Origin of the sequence: Paraburkholderia madseniana, from assembly GCF_009690905.1 — a bacterium.
Classification (GTDB): domain Bacteria; phylum Pseudomonadota; class Gammaproteobacteria; order Burkholderiales; family Burkholderiaceae; genus Paraburkholderia; species Paraburkholderia madseniana.
This window is the reverse complement of the sequence record NZ_VOSW01000016.1, coordinates 24,762-40,300: the sequence shown is the minus strand read 5'-3', so window position 1 is coordinate 40,300 and position 15,539 is coordinate 24,762. Positions and strand designations below refer to the sequence as shown.

General features: G+C 61.8%; 14 protein-coding genes and 1 tRNA gene. 7 read left to right on the top strand and 8 right to left on the bottom strand.

The window, feature by feature from the left end:
- Nucleotides 1–44: 44 nt before the first annotated feature.
- Nucleotides 45–449: a PaaI family thioesterase gene (locus FSO04_RS10650; protein WP_028197697.1), complete on the bottom strand. Its 405-nt coding sequence runs from the start codon at nucleotides 447–449 to the stop codon at nucleotides 45–47.
- A 202-nt stretch (nucleotides 450–651) separates the two neighbouring features.
- Here FSO04_RS10650 and FSO04_RS10645 point away from each other — a divergent pair.
- The 3 genes from FSO04_RS10645 (at nucleotide 652) to FSO04_RS10635 (ending at nucleotide 2,288) form a co-directional block, all read left to right on the top strand.
- Nucleotides 652–727, top strand: a tRNA-Lys gene (locus FSO04_RS10645).
- A 140-nt stretch (nucleotides 728–867) separates the two neighbouring features.
- Nucleotides 868–1,614: a UPF0149 family protein gene (locus FSO04_RS10640; RefSeq protein WP_154559660.1), complete on the top strand. Its 747-nt coding sequence runs from the start codon at nucleotides 868–870 to the stop codon at nucleotides 1,612–1,614.
- 86 nt (nucleotides 1,615–1,700) lie between these two features.
- Nucleotides 1,701–2,288 carry a LysE family translocator gene (locus FSO04_RS10635; RefSeq protein WP_154559659.1) on the top strand — a complete coding sequence of 196 codons (588 nt, stop codon included), beginning with the start codon at nucleotides 1,701–1,703 and terminating at the stop codon, nucleotides 2,286–2,288.
- A gap of 21 nt (nucleotides 2,289–2,309) precedes the next feature.
- Here the strand turns inward: FSO04_RS10635 and FSO04_RS10630 are convergent, their stop codons facing one another.
- Complete coding sequence (locus FSO04_RS10630; protein ID WP_154559658.1) at nucleotides 2,310–3,155, bottom strand: AraC family transcriptional regulator; 846 nt, start codon at nucleotides 3,153–3,155, stop codon at nucleotides 2,310–2,312.
- Nucleotides 3,156–3,367: 212 nt separating this feature from the next.
- Between FSO04_RS10630 and FSO04_RS10625 the strand changes: the two genes are divergently transcribed.
- On the top strand, nucleotides 3,368–4,027 hold the full coding sequence (locus FSO04_RS10625; RefSeq protein ID WP_154559657.1) for a PadR family transcriptional regulator: 660 nt from the start codon (nucleotides 3,368–3,370) through the stop codon (nucleotides 4,025–4,027).
- Nucleotides 4,024–5,391 carry an FAD-dependent monooxygenase gene (locus tag FSO04_RS10620; RefSeq protein ID WP_154559656.1) on the top strand — a complete coding sequence of 456 codons (1,368 nt, stop codon included), beginning with the start codon at nucleotides 4,024–4,026 and terminating at the stop codon, nucleotides 5,389–5,391. The genes FSO04_RS10625 and FSO04_RS10620 overlap by 4 nt, the downstream gene beginning before the upstream one ends.
- Before the next feature lie 13 nt (nucleotides 5,392–5,404).
- Here FSO04_RS10620 and FSO04_RS10615 read toward each other — a convergent pair whose 3' ends face one another.
- The 5 genes from FSO04_RS10615 to cadR all read right to left on the bottom strand — a co-directional run bounded on the left by FSO04_RS10615 (nucleotide 5,405) and on the right by cadR (nucleotide 10,026).
- Nucleotides 5,405–6,199, bottom strand: coding sequence for an ABC transporter substrate-binding protein (locus FSO04_RS10615; protein WP_154559655.1), 795 nt, complete (start codon nucleotides 6,197–6,199; stop codon nucleotides 5,405–5,407).
- A gap of 94 nt (nucleotides 6,200–6,293) precedes the next feature.
- The gene (locus tag FSO04_RS10610) at nucleotides 6,294–7,448 is read right to left on the bottom strand and encodes a pyridoxal phosphate-dependent aminotransferase (protein WP_154559654.1); all 1,155 of its coding nucleotides are present in this window, start codon (nucleotides 7,446–7,448) and stop codon (nucleotides 6,294–6,296) included.
- Nucleotides 7,449–7,825: 377 nt separating this feature from the next.
- Entirely contained in the window at nucleotides 7,826–9,229 is a 1,404-nt protein-coding gene (gene dbpA, locus FSO04_RS10605; RefSeq protein ID WP_154559653.1) for an ATP-dependent RNA helicase DbpA, read from the bottom strand.
- 53 nt (nucleotides 9,230–9,282) lie between these two features.
- Nucleotides 9,283–9,483 carry a hypothetical protein gene (locus tag FSO04_RS10600; RefSeq protein WP_028197690.1) on the bottom strand — a complete coding sequence of 67 codons (201 nt, stop codon included), beginning with the start codon at nucleotides 9,481–9,483 and terminating at the stop codon, nucleotides 9,283–9,285.
- A gap of 111 nt (nucleotides 9,484–9,594) precedes the next feature.
- On the bottom strand, nucleotides 9,595–10,026 hold the full coding sequence (cadR, locus tag FSO04_RS10595) for a Cd(II)/Pb(II)-responsive transcriptional regulator (protein WP_054037094.1): 432 nt from the start codon (nucleotides 10,024–10,026) through the stop codon (nucleotides 9,595–9,597).
- 80 nt (nucleotides 10,027–10,106) lie between these two features.
- Between cadR and FSO04_RS10590 the strand changes: the two genes are divergently transcribed.
- Complete coding sequence (locus tag FSO04_RS10590; protein WP_233464811.1) at nucleotides 10,107–12,551, top strand: heavy metal translocating P-type ATPase; 2,445 nt, start codon at nucleotides 10,107–10,109, stop codon at nucleotides 12,549–12,551.
- A 19-nt stretch (nucleotides 12,552–12,570) separates the two neighbouring features.
- Here the strand turns inward: FSO04_RS10590 and FSO04_RS10585 are convergent, their stop codons facing one another.
- Nucleotides 12,571–13,611 (bottom strand): helix-turn-helix domain-containing protein, encoded by a 1,041-nt coding sequence (locus tag FSO04_RS10585; protein WP_154559652.1) that lies wholly within the window; start codon nucleotides 13,609–13,611, stop codon nucleotides 12,571–12,573.
- Nucleotides 13,612–13,947: 336 nt separating this feature from the next.
- On the opposite strand from FSO04_RS10585, the gene adh reads away from it, so the two are divergent.
- Nucleotides 13,948–15,468 carry an aldehyde dehydrogenase gene (gene adh, locus FSO04_RS10580; RefSeq protein WP_154559651.1) on the top strand — a complete coding sequence of 507 codons (1,521 nt, stop codon included), beginning with the start codon at nucleotides 13,948–13,950 and terminating at the stop codon, nucleotides 15,466–15,468.
- The last annotated feature ends 71 nt before the right edge of the window (nucleotides 15,469–15,539 follow it).

Here is a 15,539-nt window from a genome sequence, read left to right as displayed (position 1 = left end):
CTTGGCTTTTTCCTCTAATACGGCTTGCTGGCCCGTTTCAGGTGTCAGTCGAGCAGAGCGTAGGTGGTGGTGGCGTGGACGGCCATGTTGCCGGCTTCGTCGAATAACTCGACTTCGCCGAACACGAGATTGCGGCCCATGCGCAGCACGCGCGCGGTGATCAGCACGTCGCCGTTGCGCACCGCGCGCATGAAACTGATGTTGAGCGAGACGGTGCTCATCGGCTTGAAGCCGCCGAGCGCGGCCGAAATCGCGACGATCATCGCCGTATCGGCGGCCGCCATGAAGACCTGGCCGCAGATCACCCCGCCGGAATGACGCAGTCCGCCGGAAAACGGCAGGCGCAACGTCGCACTTTCTTCGTCGACCTTGACCGGGGTCAGCGTGAGCGCGCGGACCCAGGGCGCGAGGATGCGGTCGAGCAGCTCGTTAATCTCTTTATCATCCATGGCGGTCCCCGGTCGAAAGCCGCGCGACGCTTCGCGCGGCAGGTGTCCGCGACATGATACCGGGACGGCGAGCCGCGCGCCGTCCCGGTGCGTGACGGCCGGCAGCGCAGGTGCCGGGTCGCCGACCTTCCAGATTTTTTAAGAAATCTGCTAAAGGGGCTTGGCAATCTCGGAAAGTTTCGGCATAATTTCGCTTCTGTTGGGGGCGTTAGCTCAGTTGGTAGAGCAGCGGACTCTTAATCCGTAGGTCGAGTGTTCGAGTCACTCACGCCCCACCAAAGCATTCGACAAAAAGCCCGGTCCTTGCGACTGGGCTTTTTGCTTTGCGCTCTGCGGCACGGGCGCCGTGCGAGCAAGCCGACTCCGCATTCCCCGACCTGCCATCGTGACCCATGATTCGAAGCGCCGGAGCCTCGCCATGTCCAAATCAAAACTCAATCCCGCCGATCTGGCTACGCCGCTCTCCGAAAAAGAGTTCGACGAACTCGATGAGTTTCTGGTTTCCGACGTAACGTCGGAAGAGACGCTGACGATCGAGGGGCTCGACGGGTATCTGACTGCGATGGCCATCGGACCGACTACCGTGCCGCCCAGTTACTGGCTACCGGGTGTCTGGGGGCCGAGCGAGGCTGACGCACCTGCATTCGAAACCATGGATCAGGCACAGCACATTCTCGGGCTGATCTTGCGGAACATGAACGGCATCATCGTCAGCCTGGAAGATGACCCCGATGAGTTCGAACCGGTGTTCGGCTTCTGCCGCGTTGACGACAATGAACGCGAATACATCGACGGCGAAGCGTGGGCTTTCGGCTTCATGCAGGGCCTGTCCGCGGTTCGGGCGGACTGGCAAGCGCTGTTCGATAGCGAGCAGGGTCGGGAATGGTTGAATCCGCTACACCTGATGGGCTCAGAGGAGCTTACGCCGGAAGAGCAGCAGTTGATCGACACGCCAGAACAGCGTGAAACCCTCACCAAACAGATTCCCGCCAGCGTCGCCGCGATCTATCGTTTCTGGCTTCCGCACCGCCAGGCTGTGCACGAGCGAAAGCTCGCCGCCGCGATGCAGCGCACCGAACCCAAGGTGGGCCGCAACGACCCGTGTCCTTGCGGCAGCGGCAAGAAATTCAAGAAATGCTGCGGCGCTGCGGCTACGCTGCATTGAAAGCAATTTCCTTCAATACACCCCACTCCGCTGCCCGATACCGTTGAGCGTCGCAAATCCCGCGCACTCACGTATCGAGGCATCAGATGACCGTCTTACTCTCCATGGCCGCCTTTGCGCTGGCCTCGTCGATTTCTCCTGGGCCGGTCAATGTCGTCGCGCTGAGCGCCGGCGCACAGCATGGTTTCGCCGCGAGCATGCGGCATGTGACCGGTGCGACCGTCGGGTTCACGCTGCTGTTGTTGCTCATCGGTCTGGGGCTGCACGAGCTACTCGCGCATTTCCCCAATCTGATCGACATCGTCAAATGGGCGGGCGTCGGGTTCCTGCTTTACATGGCCTACAAACTCGCCGTCGACGACGGCAAGCTTGGCGCCGACAAGCCCACTCGCGGGCCATCCTTCGCCTACGGCGCTGCGATGCAATGGCTCAATCCGAAGGCGTGGCTCGCGTCGCTAGCCGGCATGGGCGCCTACGCGGCCGATGGCGATGGCCGGCTCGTCTGGCAATTCACCGTCGTGTACTTCGTGGTTTGCTATCTGTCGATTGCCAGTTGGGCGTATGCCGGCACGTTCCTGCGTCGATACTTGCAGGAGCCGAAGCGCGTGAGGTTTTTCAATCGTGTGATGGCGGTTTTGCTCGCGGCTAGCGCGTTGTATCTGCTGATAGCGTGACGCGAAACACGCGTCCGCAATTCAACTGCGATACTGCCCCGGCGTTGCGGCGACCAGCCGCTTGAAAGTCCGCTGCAAATGCGCCTGATCGGCAAAGCCCGCGTCGAGCGCAACGTCCGCTATCGGGTGGCCGCGCCGGAGTTGCGCGCGGCTGAACTGGATGCGTCGGTTGATCAGATACGCGTGCGGCGTCATGCCGTAACGCTGTTTGAACGCGCGGATCAAGTGCGAAGCGGAAAGCTCAGCCGCTTCGCAAACATCCTCCAGCTTCAGCGCACGGGTGCAATTTTCGGCGATGAATTCCGCGGCTCGCGCGAGTTGCCCGCTCGCATCGTGATCCGGCAAGGGCGCCGGATTCAACTTCTGCTGGACTTCCGAGAAGAACGTGAGCGCAGCGCTTTCCTTGCGCATGAGCGCGCTGTCGTCGTCGACGAGAATCGCGTAGAGACGGTTCAAACCGCCGAACAACGCCGGGTCGGTCGTCATGGTCTGTGAGAAAGCGCTAAACGCGTGGTTGTCGCTGAAACCCAGGTCGTGTTGCAGACCTGTGAGCCAATCAACGTCAACATGCAGCATCCGATACGACCAGCGCTCGTCGGCAACCGGGTTGCACGCGTGCACGTCATCGGGATTCATCATCACGACCGCACCGGCGCCGATCCATTCACTCGCGTGACGATTCACGTACACGCTACGCCCGCCGGTGACGGCGCCGATCGAGAACGTCTCGTGCGAGTGTTTGGCATAGCAGACCTCACGGCCGTCTTCGATGGAACGCGCCTCGATGAACGGCAACGCGTCATCGCGCCAGAATTTCGGCGCCGCAGCCAACACCGCTGAATCATCCCGGTCATTCGTCCCGCTCATCGTGTGCTCCTCGGTCAGGCGCTTTATTTCATCGCAACTTCGTCGCCTGTGCACGTCGGCGCGAACCACATCGTAACGGTCCAAACCGCCACGGACCAGCGTCGAAAGCATCGCACCCGCAGGAACCCCCGACATTTCACGCTTGCCAATCTCAAAACACATAGTTATATTATGACTAGATCAACAAAGACTAGCCTGCAGCCACTTTAACTATGGTCCGCCACTCTCCGCTCGCCCTCGCTGTCCTCGCCATGCTGACTGAAACCCCGATGCATCCGTACCGGATGCAGCAGCTCATCAAGGCACGCGGCAAGGACGAGGTCATCAACGTTGGCCAGCGCAACAGCCTGTACCAGACCATCGATCGCCTGGTGCGCGGCGACCTGATCGCCATCCGCGAGACGGAGCGCGACGGCGCGTTCCCCGAACGCACGGTCTATGAAATCACCGAAGCCGGCCGCGACACCGGGCGTCTGTGGCTGCGCGAACAGCTTGCGCAGCGCACCCGCGATTTCCCGGCCTTTCCGGCCGCGCTCTCGCTTCTGCCGCTGCTCTCGCCCGAAGACGTGTGCCGTCAGCTCGATACCCGCATCGGCGCGCTTGAGCGGGAATTGGCCCGGCTCGATGAAGCCACCGCACAAGCCACCCAGATGGAAGTGCCGCGGCTGTTCCTGCTCGAAGTTGAACTCGTGCGCGCGCAACTCGTTGTCGAGCTGGAATGGGTTCGCAGCGTGGTGACCGATCTGAAAGCTGGCACGCTCACCTGGAGCCAGGAATGGATAGAAGAAATCGCTCAACGTTTCACGCTGCCGGCCGGTGAATACAAGTACCGGCTTGTCCAACCTGCCACAAAGAAGGAGGCGAAGTCATGAGTCGTGAACCCATGGAGGTGATCGTGATCGGGGCCGGCACAGGCGGCCTCTGTCTGGCGCACGGGTTGAAGCGCGCCGGCATCAACGTAAATGTCTACGAACGCGACCGCACACGTGCTGACGGTTTGCAGGGCTATCGCGTCGGCATCAATCCGCACGGGCTCGCGTCGCTGGAAGCGTGTCTTCCGCCCGAACTCTATGCAACCTTTCTCGCGACCTGCGCGCGCACACCCGGCCACTTCAACATCCTGACCGAGCGCATGACCGAATTGCTCACCGTGCCACTCGAAGACGAATCGATGAGCGGCGGCAAATCGGTCAGCCGGATGACGCTCAGGCAAGTCCTGCTGACAGGTCTCGAAGCGCAATTGCACTTCGACAAGACGTTCACGTCGTACGAGCAGAACGCCGACGGCAGCGTCACCGTGCATTTCGCGGATGGCACGCACGTGAGCGCCGATCTGCTGATCGGTGCGGACGGCGCGCGTTCGAAGGTGCGCCGCCAACTCCTGCCGCACGCGAAGCTTGAAAACACCGGCATCGTCAGCATCGGCGCGAAGGTGCCGATGGACGAAACATCACGCGCGCTGCTGCCGCCCAAGGTGCTCGACGGCATTACGCTGATCAACGCGCCAAAGGGCTATGGCGGCATCATCCATGTGATGGAATTTCCGTGGCGCGCGGACGGCGGCGGAATGAAGGAAGGCATCGGCAGCAACGACGCCGAGTTGCTCTCGGGCTGGCCCGGATTGCTCTACGACAACACGCGCGACTATCTGATGTGGGGTATCTGGGGCGCACTGCACAACCTGCCGGCCGACCCCAAACCGCTGGGACCGGCCGCACTACTCGCGCTCGCGACGCAGATCACCGATGGCTGGCATCCCAATCTACGCGCCCTGATTCGCGCATCGGACCCGTCCACCACCTTCAGCGTCGAAGTGCGCACATCGGTTCCTGTCGACGCTTGGCCGACCACCAACGTCACGGTTCTGGGTGACGCAGTGCATCTGATGACGCCGGGCCGCGGCGTCGGTGCGAATACCGCGCTGCGTGATGCCGCACTACTCGCTGCGCGTCTCGCCGACGCACAACAGGGCAAGCTGTCGGGCCACGACGCCGTAGCGGGTTACGAAGAGGAGATGCGCCGCTACGGTTTTCACGCGGTCGCGGAATCGCGCAAGCAGTTCGACGCGCGCGGCGCGTTGCATCGGCCGGTGGTCGGAAGAATGGCGTTGAGCGCCATGCGCACGAGCTTGCGCGTAGTGAACAACGTGCCAATGCTCAAGCGCCGCATGATCGACGCCGAAAACGAATTTCGCGGCGCCGATCGTCACGCGGCACCCGCCGCGCACGGTCAATAATACGGTCAATAAGTTACTTCGGCGTGATGTCGATATTGCCGAGATACTTCGCCGCCAGCGTCTTCACGGTGCCATCGGCCTGAACCTTCGCGATCGCTGCGTTCAACTGATCCCGCAACGCGGTGTCGCCTTTGCGAATCCCGTAGGCGATGCCGCTGCCGAGAATCTTGTCATCGCGCACCGGCTGCCCGACGAACGCGTAGTCCTTGCCGGTAGGCTTCGACAGAAATCCCGTCTGGCCGGCCGGCGCGAGAACGAGCGTCGCATCAAGCCGGCCCGCCAGCAGATCCGTATAGACCTGGTTCTGATCCTGATACGGCACGACGGTGACACCCGCCGGTTCCCAATGCGCCTTCGCGAAGGTTTCCTGAATCGACGCCTGCAACACGCCGACGCGTTTGCCCTTCAACGATTCCGGCGTCGGCAGCAAACCGCTGTCACGCTTCGCGATCAGTTGCGTCGGCACGCGATACACGACCGTCGTGAAATCGATCGCCTGACGACGCTGCTCGGTGGCGTTCATGGCCGAATTGATCGCGTCGAACTTGCGGCCTTGCAGCGCGGGAATCAAGCCGTCGAACGAGGTTTCGACCCATTTGCACGTCATGTGCGCAGCGACGCACACGGCATTGCCGACGTCGATGTCGAGACCTTGCAACTCACCGTTCGGCCCTTTCGATTCGAACGGCGGATACTGCGCCTCGAGTCCGAAACGCAGCGTCGAGGTGTCGGCAGCGATCGCGGCTGACGATGCAGCAATCGACGCGAATGCGCAGGCCAATGCCATTAAAGGCTTGAGCAATTTCATAACGGGTCCCTTTTCCTTCGATATTGTTGTAACGCAGCATGCTGCGCGCTGATGCGTAACGACGTGATCGCGCGACGATCATACTGCTGTCAAATTAGATTTCGCACAACCGCCGCGCGCCTTCGATCAAGGTCGCGTCGTCCTTCGAGAAGCTCAGGCGGATCAAACCTGAATCTGTGCCGTCGGTATAAAACGCCGACAGCGGAATCGTCGCAACGCGCGCATCGCGAATCAGGCGCAGCACGAAGTCGCTATCGCTTTCCTCGGAGAAACCGCGGAAACGCGCGAGCATGAAGAAGCTGCCTTCGCTCGGCAACAATTCGAAGCGCGACTCGCGCAACGCATGGGCGAGCAGATCGCGCTTCTTCTGATAAAACACGGACAGGCCGAGATAGCTCTCGCGATTGGCCAGCGCATCGACAAACGCGTACTGCATCGGTGTATCGGCAGAAAACACCATGAATTGATGGACTTTACGAATCTCGTCCATCAGCGCGGCGGGGGCAAGGCAATAGCCGACGCGCCAACCGGTCACGTGATACGACTTGCCGAACGACGACACGATCACGCTACGTTCAGCGAGTTCAGAATCGCAGGCCATGCTTTGATGTTTAGCGCCGTCGAACACCACGTGTTCGTAGACTTCGTCGGCGAGAATCACGATGTCGGTGTTACGCGTCACGGCCTTCAGACGCGCAATGTCCGCCTCGCTAAACACGGTCGCGGTCGGGTTGTGCGGCGTGTTGATGATGATCATGCGCGTCTTCGGCGTGATCGCGGCGGCGACCTCGTCCCAGTCCACGCGGAAATCGGTGAGCGACAGTTTAATCGGGATCGGCGTTGCGCCTTGCAGGCGAACGATTGGGCCGTAGCTATCGAACGACGGCTCGAAGTAAATCACTTCGTCACCCGGATGCACCAGGGCGCTGATCGTCGAATACAGGCCTTCGCTGGCGCTGGCAATCACCGTGACTTCGCTCGACGGGTCGTAGCGCACGCCGTACAGCGTCTCGACCTTGTCGGCGAGCGCTTCGCGCAGGGTGGCGATGCCGGCCATCGGCGCGTACTGGTTATGACCGGCGCGCATGGCTTGCGCGACACCATCGATCAGCTTCGCGTCGGGCGCGAAATTCGGCGCACCTTGCGACAGGTTCAGCGCATCGTGTTGCGCGGCCAGTTGGCCGATCACGGTAAAAATCGTCGTGCCTACGTCAGGCAGTTTCGAGCGGGCTTGCATGGCGCTCTGCATAAGGCTTTCTCCCTTTCTCCATCCGGCAGCGGATTCGCGGACCGCCCACAGCGCGGCGGTCCCATCCGGTTCGATGATTAGGCATCAGCCAAAGAACGGTCACAATCGAAACTTTGTCATGCGCGGCATGCGTTTACGTCATGGCTCGCGCAATGCCGTGTTGGGGCAGGCTAAGGCAATGAAATCGGGGGTTTAGCGGGGGAAATGCGGCCGCGCGGGGAGCGCCGAAAACCGCAGAGGTATGACGTAATGTGATGCGGGGCGGTGATGCGAAGTTGCGATTTGTTGCTATTTGCTACGACGGCGCGCAGTAGTGCTGCAGAACAACCCGGCTGCGACCGGGCGGTCGCAGCCGTCAAAAGCAAACTAATCGAGGATCAGGCGTCGTCCATCATCCGGACTTTGACCTTCTTGCCCTTCACCTTGCCGGCGCTGAGCTTGCGCAATGCGTCGCGCGCGACGCTGCGCTCCACGGCCACATAGGTCGACATTTCGGTCACGTTGATCTTGCCGATCTGCGAACCTGCGAAACCCGCCTCGCCGGTGAGCGCGCCGAGCACGTCGCCCGGACGGATCTTTTCCTTGCGGCCGCCGAGAATCTGCAGCGTTTCCATCGGCGGCAGCAGACGCTCGTTGCTCGCCGGCTTGAGATCGGCCAGCTTGTGCCATTCGACCTCACGCTTTTGCGCCTGTTCGAGACTGCCCACGCGGCCCATCTCGTTCATGCTGGCGAGACTCAGCGCCCAGCCTTCCTGATCGGCTCGGCCCGTGCGGCCGATGCGGTGCACATGCACTTCCGGGTCCGGCGTCACGTCGACGTTGATCACCGCTTCGAGCTCCGCGATGTCCAGACCGCGCGAGGCAACGTCCGTGGCAACCAGCACCGAGCAACTGCGGTTTGCGAACTGGATCAGCACCTGATCGCGTTCACGCTGATCGAGTTCGCCGTGCAGCGCGAGCGCATGAAAACCCTGCGCGCGCAGCAAGTCGAGCAGATCGCGGCACTGCTGCTTGGTGTTGCAGAACGCCAGCGTGCTCACCGGACGATAGTGGTTCAGCAACAGACCGACGGCATGCAGACGCTGGTCTTCGGTCACTTCATAGAAGCGCTGACGAATCTTGGTGTTGTCGTGCCGCTCGGCGAGTTTCACTTCCTTCGGATTACGCAGGAATTGCTGGCTGAGCTTGACGATGCCTTCGGGATACGTCGCGGAAAACAGCAGCGTTTGCCGCTCTTTCGGGCATTGCTTCACGACGGTCGCGATATCGTCGAAGAAACCCATGTCGAGCATGCGGTCGGCTTCGTCGAGCACCAGCGTGTTGAGCGACTGCAACGGCAGGCTGCCGCGCTCGAGGTGATCCATGATCCGGCCCGGCGTGCCGACGACGATGTGCGCACCGTGTTCGAGGCTGGCCGTTTGCGGACGCATCGGCGTGCCGCCGCACAGCGTCAGCACCTTGATGTTTTCTTCGGCACGCGCGAGACGGCGGATTTCCTGCGTGACCTGGTCGGCGAGTTCGCGCGTCGGGCACAGCACCATCGCCTGCACGGCGAAGTTGCGCACGTCGAGGCGGTTGAGCAGCGCCAGCGAAAACGCCGCGGTCTTGCCGCTGCCGGTTTTCGCCTGGGCGATCAGATCGTTGCCGGCCAGCGCGATCGGCAGGCTCGCGGCCTGAATCGGCGTCATCTCGACATAGCCGAGCTGCGTCAGATTGGTGAGCGTGGCGGGCGGTAGCGGTAGCTGGCTAAACGGCGCGCCGGCTTGGGTGGGAGTGTTCATAAGGTGAGGGCTCGCTATCGACTGAAGAGGCTGATGAGGCTGAAGGCCAGGGACTATTCGGCCATGGGGCCGGTGGCGGGACGGCCTTCGATCTGCTCGTACAGCACCGAGCCATCTTCCCCGTCGAAACGTTCGACGTAATTACGCGCGCCGCACATCGGGCAACGGAACAGGAGTCCCTGCCCTTCATTCTTGATGACGACGTCCGACATTTCCCACTGCTCGCCGCAGGGCTGGTTTCTACAGGTAAACACGTTGATTCTCCAACTGGATTCGATTGTTTATTGGGTGGGCCGGATAAATGGCCCAGCCGGGAATGCTGTCACTGCCATGGCCGGCGGCGCCGGCAGCATGGGCAGAGCGCTTCAACCCAGATGCGTATGCCGCGCGCGCGTTGCGCTCACGTCCATTTCGGTGAGGCCCTGGACGATGCCGCAGTCTTCAACGGCCTGCTCGCCGTGGCATTGCTCGCGCAACGTGGTCAGTTGCGCTTTCAGTTGCTTCAATTCGTCGATACGCGTGTCGACGTGCGCAATGTGCTCGTCGATCAGGGTATTGATGCCGCCGCAGCCATCTGCCGGTGCGTCTGTTAGACGCAGCAACGCACGGATTTCGTCGTGGGTCATGTCGAGCGCGCGGCAGTTGCGGATGAAGCGCAGTCGTTCGACGTGTCGGGCCGAATAGCTGCGGTAATTGGCCTCGGTGCGCTCCGCTTCGGGCAACAGGCCCTCTTTTTCGTAGAAACGGATGGTTTCGGTCGTGCAATGGGCGATTTTCGCCAGTTCGCCAATTTTCATGGTCCCTCCGGAATACGGCCTTGACCTTGTAGTGGCTTCAAGGTGTTTACTAGACCACAAATCGAACCAGGAAGCCACCCATGCCTCACGCCAACCTTGCCGAAGCCGACCGTCCGGAACGGGCCAAAGCCTGTGCCTATGGGCATGAAGGGCATGTCCATGGCCATCCGGATGAAAACGCGGAGGGTCACGGTCATAGCGAAAGCTGCGGTCACGGCCACGAAGCGGGTGCTCGTGAAGATGCCCACGAGCACGGTGAAAGCTGCGGTCATGACCATCAAGCGCATGGCTCTGACCACGCGCACGAACACGCTGACGGGCACGGTCACGCCCACAGCCACGCCGAGGCAGCCTGCTGCGGAACGGCGCACGCTGCAGCCGCGCCGGTCAAGCTCCCGCAATCGGAAGCCGTCGGCAGCGACCTGCGCACCGCAATTCGCATCATGCAGATGGACTGTCCGACCGAAGAAGCGCTGATCCGCAAGAAATTCAGCCGCATGCCGTCCGTGCGCAGCATGGACTTCAACCTGATGCAGCGCGTGCTAACCGTCGTCCACGCGCCGGACGCCCTGGAAACGATCCTCGCCGCGATCCGTTCGCTCGACTTCACGCCTGAACTGGCAGACGCGAACCCGGACACGGTAACTGCCGCTCCTCGTGCGCCGTCCAAGCCGTGGTGGCCGCTGGCGCTCGCAGGCATCGCTGCGGTGGGCTCAGAGGCTGCCGGCTGGCTTGGCGCTCCCGTCTGGCTGGCAGCGGGTCTGGCGCTCCTCGCGATCGCCTCCTGCGGCCTCACGACGTACAAGAAGGGCTGGCTCGCGATCCGCAACGGCAACCTCAACATCAACGCGCTGATGAGCATTGCCGTAACCGGCGCACTGATCCTGCAGCAGTGGCCGGAAGCGGCGATGGTGATGGTGCTCTTCACGATTGCCGAACTGATCGAAGCGAAGTCGCTCGACCGCGCCCGCAATGCTATCCAAGGCTTGATGCAGCTCACGCCCGAACAGGCGAGCGTGCAGCAAGCGGACGGCAGTTGGCGTCTCATGGACCTCAAGACAATCGCGCTCGGCGCGTTGGTACGCGTAAAGCCCGGCGAGCGGATCGCGCTCGATGGCGAAATCGTCGCGGGCCGCTCGAGCGTCGATCAGGCGCCGATCACCGGCGAAAGCCTGCCCGTCGACAAGACCATGGGCGACGCGGTCTTCGCCGGCACGATCAATCAGGCCGGATCGTTTGACTATCGCGTCACGGCCGCGGCCAGCAACACGACGCTCGCGCGCATGATCCACGCGGTCGAGGAAGCGCAAGGCACCAAAGCGCCGACGCAGCGTTTCGTCGATCAGTTCGCGCGCGTCTATACGCCGATCGTGTTCGCTGCCGCACTCGCCGTGGCGGTGCTGCCGCCGCTGCTGTTCGGCGGACAGTGGCACGAATGGGTCTACAAGGCGCTAGTGATGCTGGTGATCGCCTGTCCCTGCGCACTGGTGATCTCGACGCCGGTGACGATCGTCAGCGGCCTCGCTGCTGCCGCCCGCAAAGGCATCCTGATCAAAGGTGGCGCCTATCTCGAACAGGGCCGCAAGCTGAGCCGGCTCGCGCTCGACAAAACCGGCACGATCACGCACGGCAAGCCGGTGCAAACCGAGTTCGAGATGCTGGCCGACGTCGATGTCGTTCGTTGCAGGACGCTCGCGGCGAGCCTTGCGGGCCGCTCGGATCATCCGGTGTCGATGGCGATCGCGGCAGCGGCGAAAAACGACGGCATCGTTAGCGCCAGCACCACGGTCGATGCGTTCGAGGCACTGGCGGGTCGCGGCGTGCGCGGCGACATCGACGGCTTGCCGTATTGGCTCGGCAATCATCGGCTGGTCGAAGAACTCGGACGCTGCTCGACGTCGCTCGAAGCGCGGCTGGATACGCTCGAGGGACAAGGCGAAACCGTCGTGATGCTGTTGGATGCCGAACGCGTGCTCGCGCTGTTCGCCGTCGCCGATACGGTGAAGGACACGAGCCGCGCCGCCATTGCCGAGTTGCAGCGCCTCGGCGTGCGGGCCGCCATGCTCACCGGCGACAACCCGCACACGGCCGCCGCGATCGCGCAGCAAGTCGGTATCGATGAAGCACGCGGCAATCAGTTGCCTGAAGACAAGCTGAACGCGGTGGCGCAGTGGTCGCAGCAAGGCGCGACGGTGGGCATGGTCGGTGACGGCATCAACGACGCCCCGGCACTAGCACGCGCCGAGATCGGCTTTGCGATGGGCGCGATGGGCACCGACACCGCGATCGAAACCGCCGACGTCGCCCTGATGGACGACGATCTGCGCAAGATTCCGCAGTTCATCCGCCTGTCGAAGGCGACGCATTCGGTGCTGGTGCAGAACATCACGCTGGCGCTGGGCATCAAGAGCGTCTTCCTCGTGCTGACGATGATGGGTCTGGGCACGATGTGGATGGCCGTATTCGCCGATGTAGGCGCGAGCCTGCTGGTGGTGGCGAATGGTTTGAGGCTGTTGCGCAAATAACGTCGCGACGCCGGCACGCTCAGTGCGCGAACAAATACGCGCGTCCGTCGATGCGTCCGTTGGCGGCCTTCAGTGTCTCCGATGGACGGACGCCGAACAGCTTCCGGTAGTCGGTTGCAAACTGGCTCAAATGCCAGAAGCCCCAGGCCGCGGCGACATCCTGAACTGAACGCGATTCGCGCGACGCGTTGCAAAGATCGCGTCGCGCGCCATTCAGGCGGATCGTGCGCAGATACGTGGCGGGCGCCATGCCCAACACGTCCTGAAAGCAGTATTGCAACGTGCGTCGGCTCACATGCAAGCGCTCGCACAACTCCGGCACATTGATCGCTCGGTCGCGATGGGCCAGAACATACTCGCGCGCTTCCGACACGATCGACTGACGCCTCCCACGCGTGGGCATTTCAATCTGCCCATTGGCCGGTAACGCACCGACGTCGAACAACGACGCCAGCACCGACGCCTGCAAATTGTTCCGTGCGAACGAGGACAGCGGCGCGCCGTTCGCCGCCCCGTCGTCGAGAAGCTGGCGCAGCGATGCGCACAAGCGCTCCTTGCGAGCCGTGCCGATCGACACGACTTCCGTGTTCGGCAGATGGTCGGCCAGACCGACCCGCTCCACTTCGGCCGCATAGCGGCGCAGCACTTCACCCTTCACCACCACACCGAAAATCTCGTAGCCCGCCGAAGTCAGTAATTCGAATTCGATCCCGCCCGGACGAAATGCGAGCGCATCGCCCGCGATCACCTGTGTATCGATACGACCGGAACCCTCGGGGCAAGTCGGAATGCCGAACCAGTACGCGTCCTCCTGCACTTCGCAGGTCTGTCGCAGCGTGTGGCTGGTGGTTTCGACGAACACCTGCATGTGGTCGAGGCACAACTCCGTCAAACCGCCGACGAAGCGGCCCGCGGTCAGTTGGTCGTAGGTCTGGCTCCAGCCGTGGAGGTTGCGCGCCTGCTCGTCGGCGTCGTAGGCGACACAGGTCTGCACGCAAAAGCTCGGCTGCTGCGCGTGCGTCGGTGCTGTCAGGCTGTCGCTTCGGAGTTCAATCGTCATACCGGATCTACGAAATCGAAGTATTGAGGAGATCTGGAAGGCAATTCTCATGCCGAACGGATTCTCCGCTTACCTTGCTTTGATCGCGACAGCACATGCTCACGCCCTGTTCAATTCATGAACAGGGCTGCGCACACTGATCAGAAACGAGACGCTCATCGTTTGACAAGGTGAACAGGTCTGCGCCCCATGCCTGCTGGCGTGCCTGCTGGCGTGCCTGCTGCGCGTGCACAGCTCACCAGCGCGGTGCATTGGCACAATTCTGGCTCTAGTCTGTCGCGGCCAGCGAAATATCGCGCCGAATATAGCCCATTCAAACATGTGAGGAGCACACAGATGAATCACGCAGAGATGCAGTTTCTGACTACCGAATTTCCGTACAAAAAGCAGTATGGGAATTTTATCGGCGGTGAATGGGTGAAGCCCGTAGGCGGTGAGTACTTCGACAACGTGTCGCCGATCACCGGTGAGCCGTTCACGTCGATCCCGCGTTCGCGCGAAGCCGATATCGAACTCGCCCTCGACGCCGCGCATCGTGCGAAGGCAGCGTGGGGCAAGACGTCGACCACCGATCGCGCGAACATCCTGAACCGTATCGCCGACCGGATGGAAGCGAACCTGCAACGCATCGCCGTGGCTGAAACGATCGACAACGGCAAGCCGCTACGCGAAACCATGGCGGCCGATATCCCGCTAGCCATCGATCATTTCCGCTATTTCGCCGGCGCCGTGCGTGCGCAGGAAGGCTCGCTCTCCCAGATCGACGACGACACCGTCGCGTATCACTTCCATGAGCCGCTCGGCGTGGTCGGCCAGATCATTCCGTGGAATTTCCCGATCCTGATGGCCGTGTGGAAGCTCGCGCCTGCATTGGCCGCCGGCAATTGCGTCGTGCTGAAGCCGGCCGAGCAAACGCCTGCATCGATTCTCGTGCTGCTCGAACTGATCCACGATCTGCTGCCGCCAGGCGTGCTGAACGTGGTGAACGGGTTCGGCCTCGAAGCCGGCAAGCCGCTCGCGTCGAGCAAGCGCATCGCGAAGATCGCGTTCACGGGTGAAACGACGACCGGCCGCCTGATCATGCAGTACGCAAGCCAGAACATCATTCCGGTGACGCTCGAACTCGGCGGCAAGAGTCCGAACATTTTCTTCGCCGACGTGATGAACGCGGACGACAGCTATTTCGACAAGGCGCTCGAAGGCTTCACGATGTTCGCGCTGAATCAGGGCGAAGTGTGTACGTGTCCGTCGCGTGTGCTGATCGACGAAAAGATTTACGACCGCTTCATGGAGCGCGCGTTGAAGCGTGTGGCGGCGATCACGCAAGGCCATCCGCTCGACACGAAGACGATGATCGGCGCACAAGCCTCGCAGGAGCAGCTTGAAAAAATCCTCTCGTATGTCGATCTCGGCAAGCAGGAAGGTGCGGAATGTCTCATCGGCGGTGAGCGCAATACGCTCGGCGGCGAACTGAGCAAGGGCTACTATGTGAAGCCGACCGTATTCCGCGGCCACAACAAGATGCGCATCTTCCAGGAAGAAATCTTCGGGCCGGTCGTTTCCGTGACGACTTTCAAGAACGAAGACGAAGCGCTCGAAATCGCCAACGATACGCTCTACGGTCTGGGCGCCGGTGTATGGACACGCGACGGTACGCGCGCCTATCGCTTCGGCCGGCAGATCCAGGCGGGCCGCGTGTGGACCAACTGCTATCACGCGTATCCGGCACATGCTGCGTTCGGTGGCTACAAGCAATCGGGTATCGGCCGCGAAAATCATAAGATGATGCTCGATCACTATCAGCAGACCAAGAACCTGCTCGTTAGCTATAGCGATAAGCCGCTCGGTTTCTTCTGAGCTTTACGAGGCGTTAGCAATTCTGTTCGAGCGAGCCGCATTACGCGGCTCGCTCTTTTTCAACGAGGGCA

Coding starts and splice junctions, on each gene's coding strand:
- FSO04_RS10650 (WP_028197697.1), bottom strand. CDS start 449: ATGGATGATAAAGAGATTAACGAGCTGCTCGACCGCATCCTCGCGCCC.
- FSO04_RS10640 (WP_154559660.1), top strand. CDS start 868: ATGTCCAAATCAAAACTCAATCCCGCCGATCTGGCTACGCCGCTCTCC.
- FSO04_RS10635 (WP_154559659.1), top strand. CDS start 1,701: ATGACCGTCTTACTCTCCATGGCCGCCTTTGCGCTGGCCTCGTCGATT.
- FSO04_RS10630 (WP_154559658.1), bottom strand. CDS start 3,155: ATGAGCGGGACGAATGACCGGGATGATTCAGCGGTGTTGGCTGCGGCG.
- FSO04_RS10625 (WP_154559657.1), top strand. CDS start 3,368: ATGGTCCGCCACTCTCCGCTCGCCCTCGCTGTCCTCGCCATGCTGACT.
- FSO04_RS10620 (WP_154559656.1), top strand. CDS start 4,024: ATGAGTCGTGAACCCATGGAGGTGATCGTGATCGGGGCCGGCACAGGC.
- FSO04_RS10615 (WP_154559655.1), bottom strand. CDS start 6,199: ATGAAATTGCTCAAGCCTTTAATGGCATTGGCCTGCGCATTCGCGTCG.
- FSO04_RS10610 (WP_154559654.1), bottom strand. CDS start 7,448: ATGCAGAGCGCCATGCAAGCCCGCTCGAAACTGCCTGACGTAGGCACG.
- dbpA (WP_154559653.1), bottom strand. CDS start 9,229: ATGAACACTCCCACCCAAGCCGGCGCGCCGTTTAGCCAGCTACCGCTA.
- cadR (WP_054037094.1), bottom strand. CDS start 10,026: ATGAAAATTGGCGAACTGGCGAAAATCGCCCATTGCACGACCGAAACC.
- FSO04_RS10590 (WP_233464811.1), top strand. CDS start 10,107: ATGCCTCACGCCAACCTTGCCGAAGCCGACCGTCCGGAACGGGCCAAA.
- FSO04_RS10585 (WP_154559652.1), bottom strand. CDS start 13,611: ATGACGATTGAACTCCGAAGCGACAGCCTGACAGCACCGACGCACGCG.
- adh (WP_154559651.1), top strand. CDS start 13,948: ATGAATCACGCAGAGATGCAGTTTCTGACTACCGAATTTCCGTACAAA.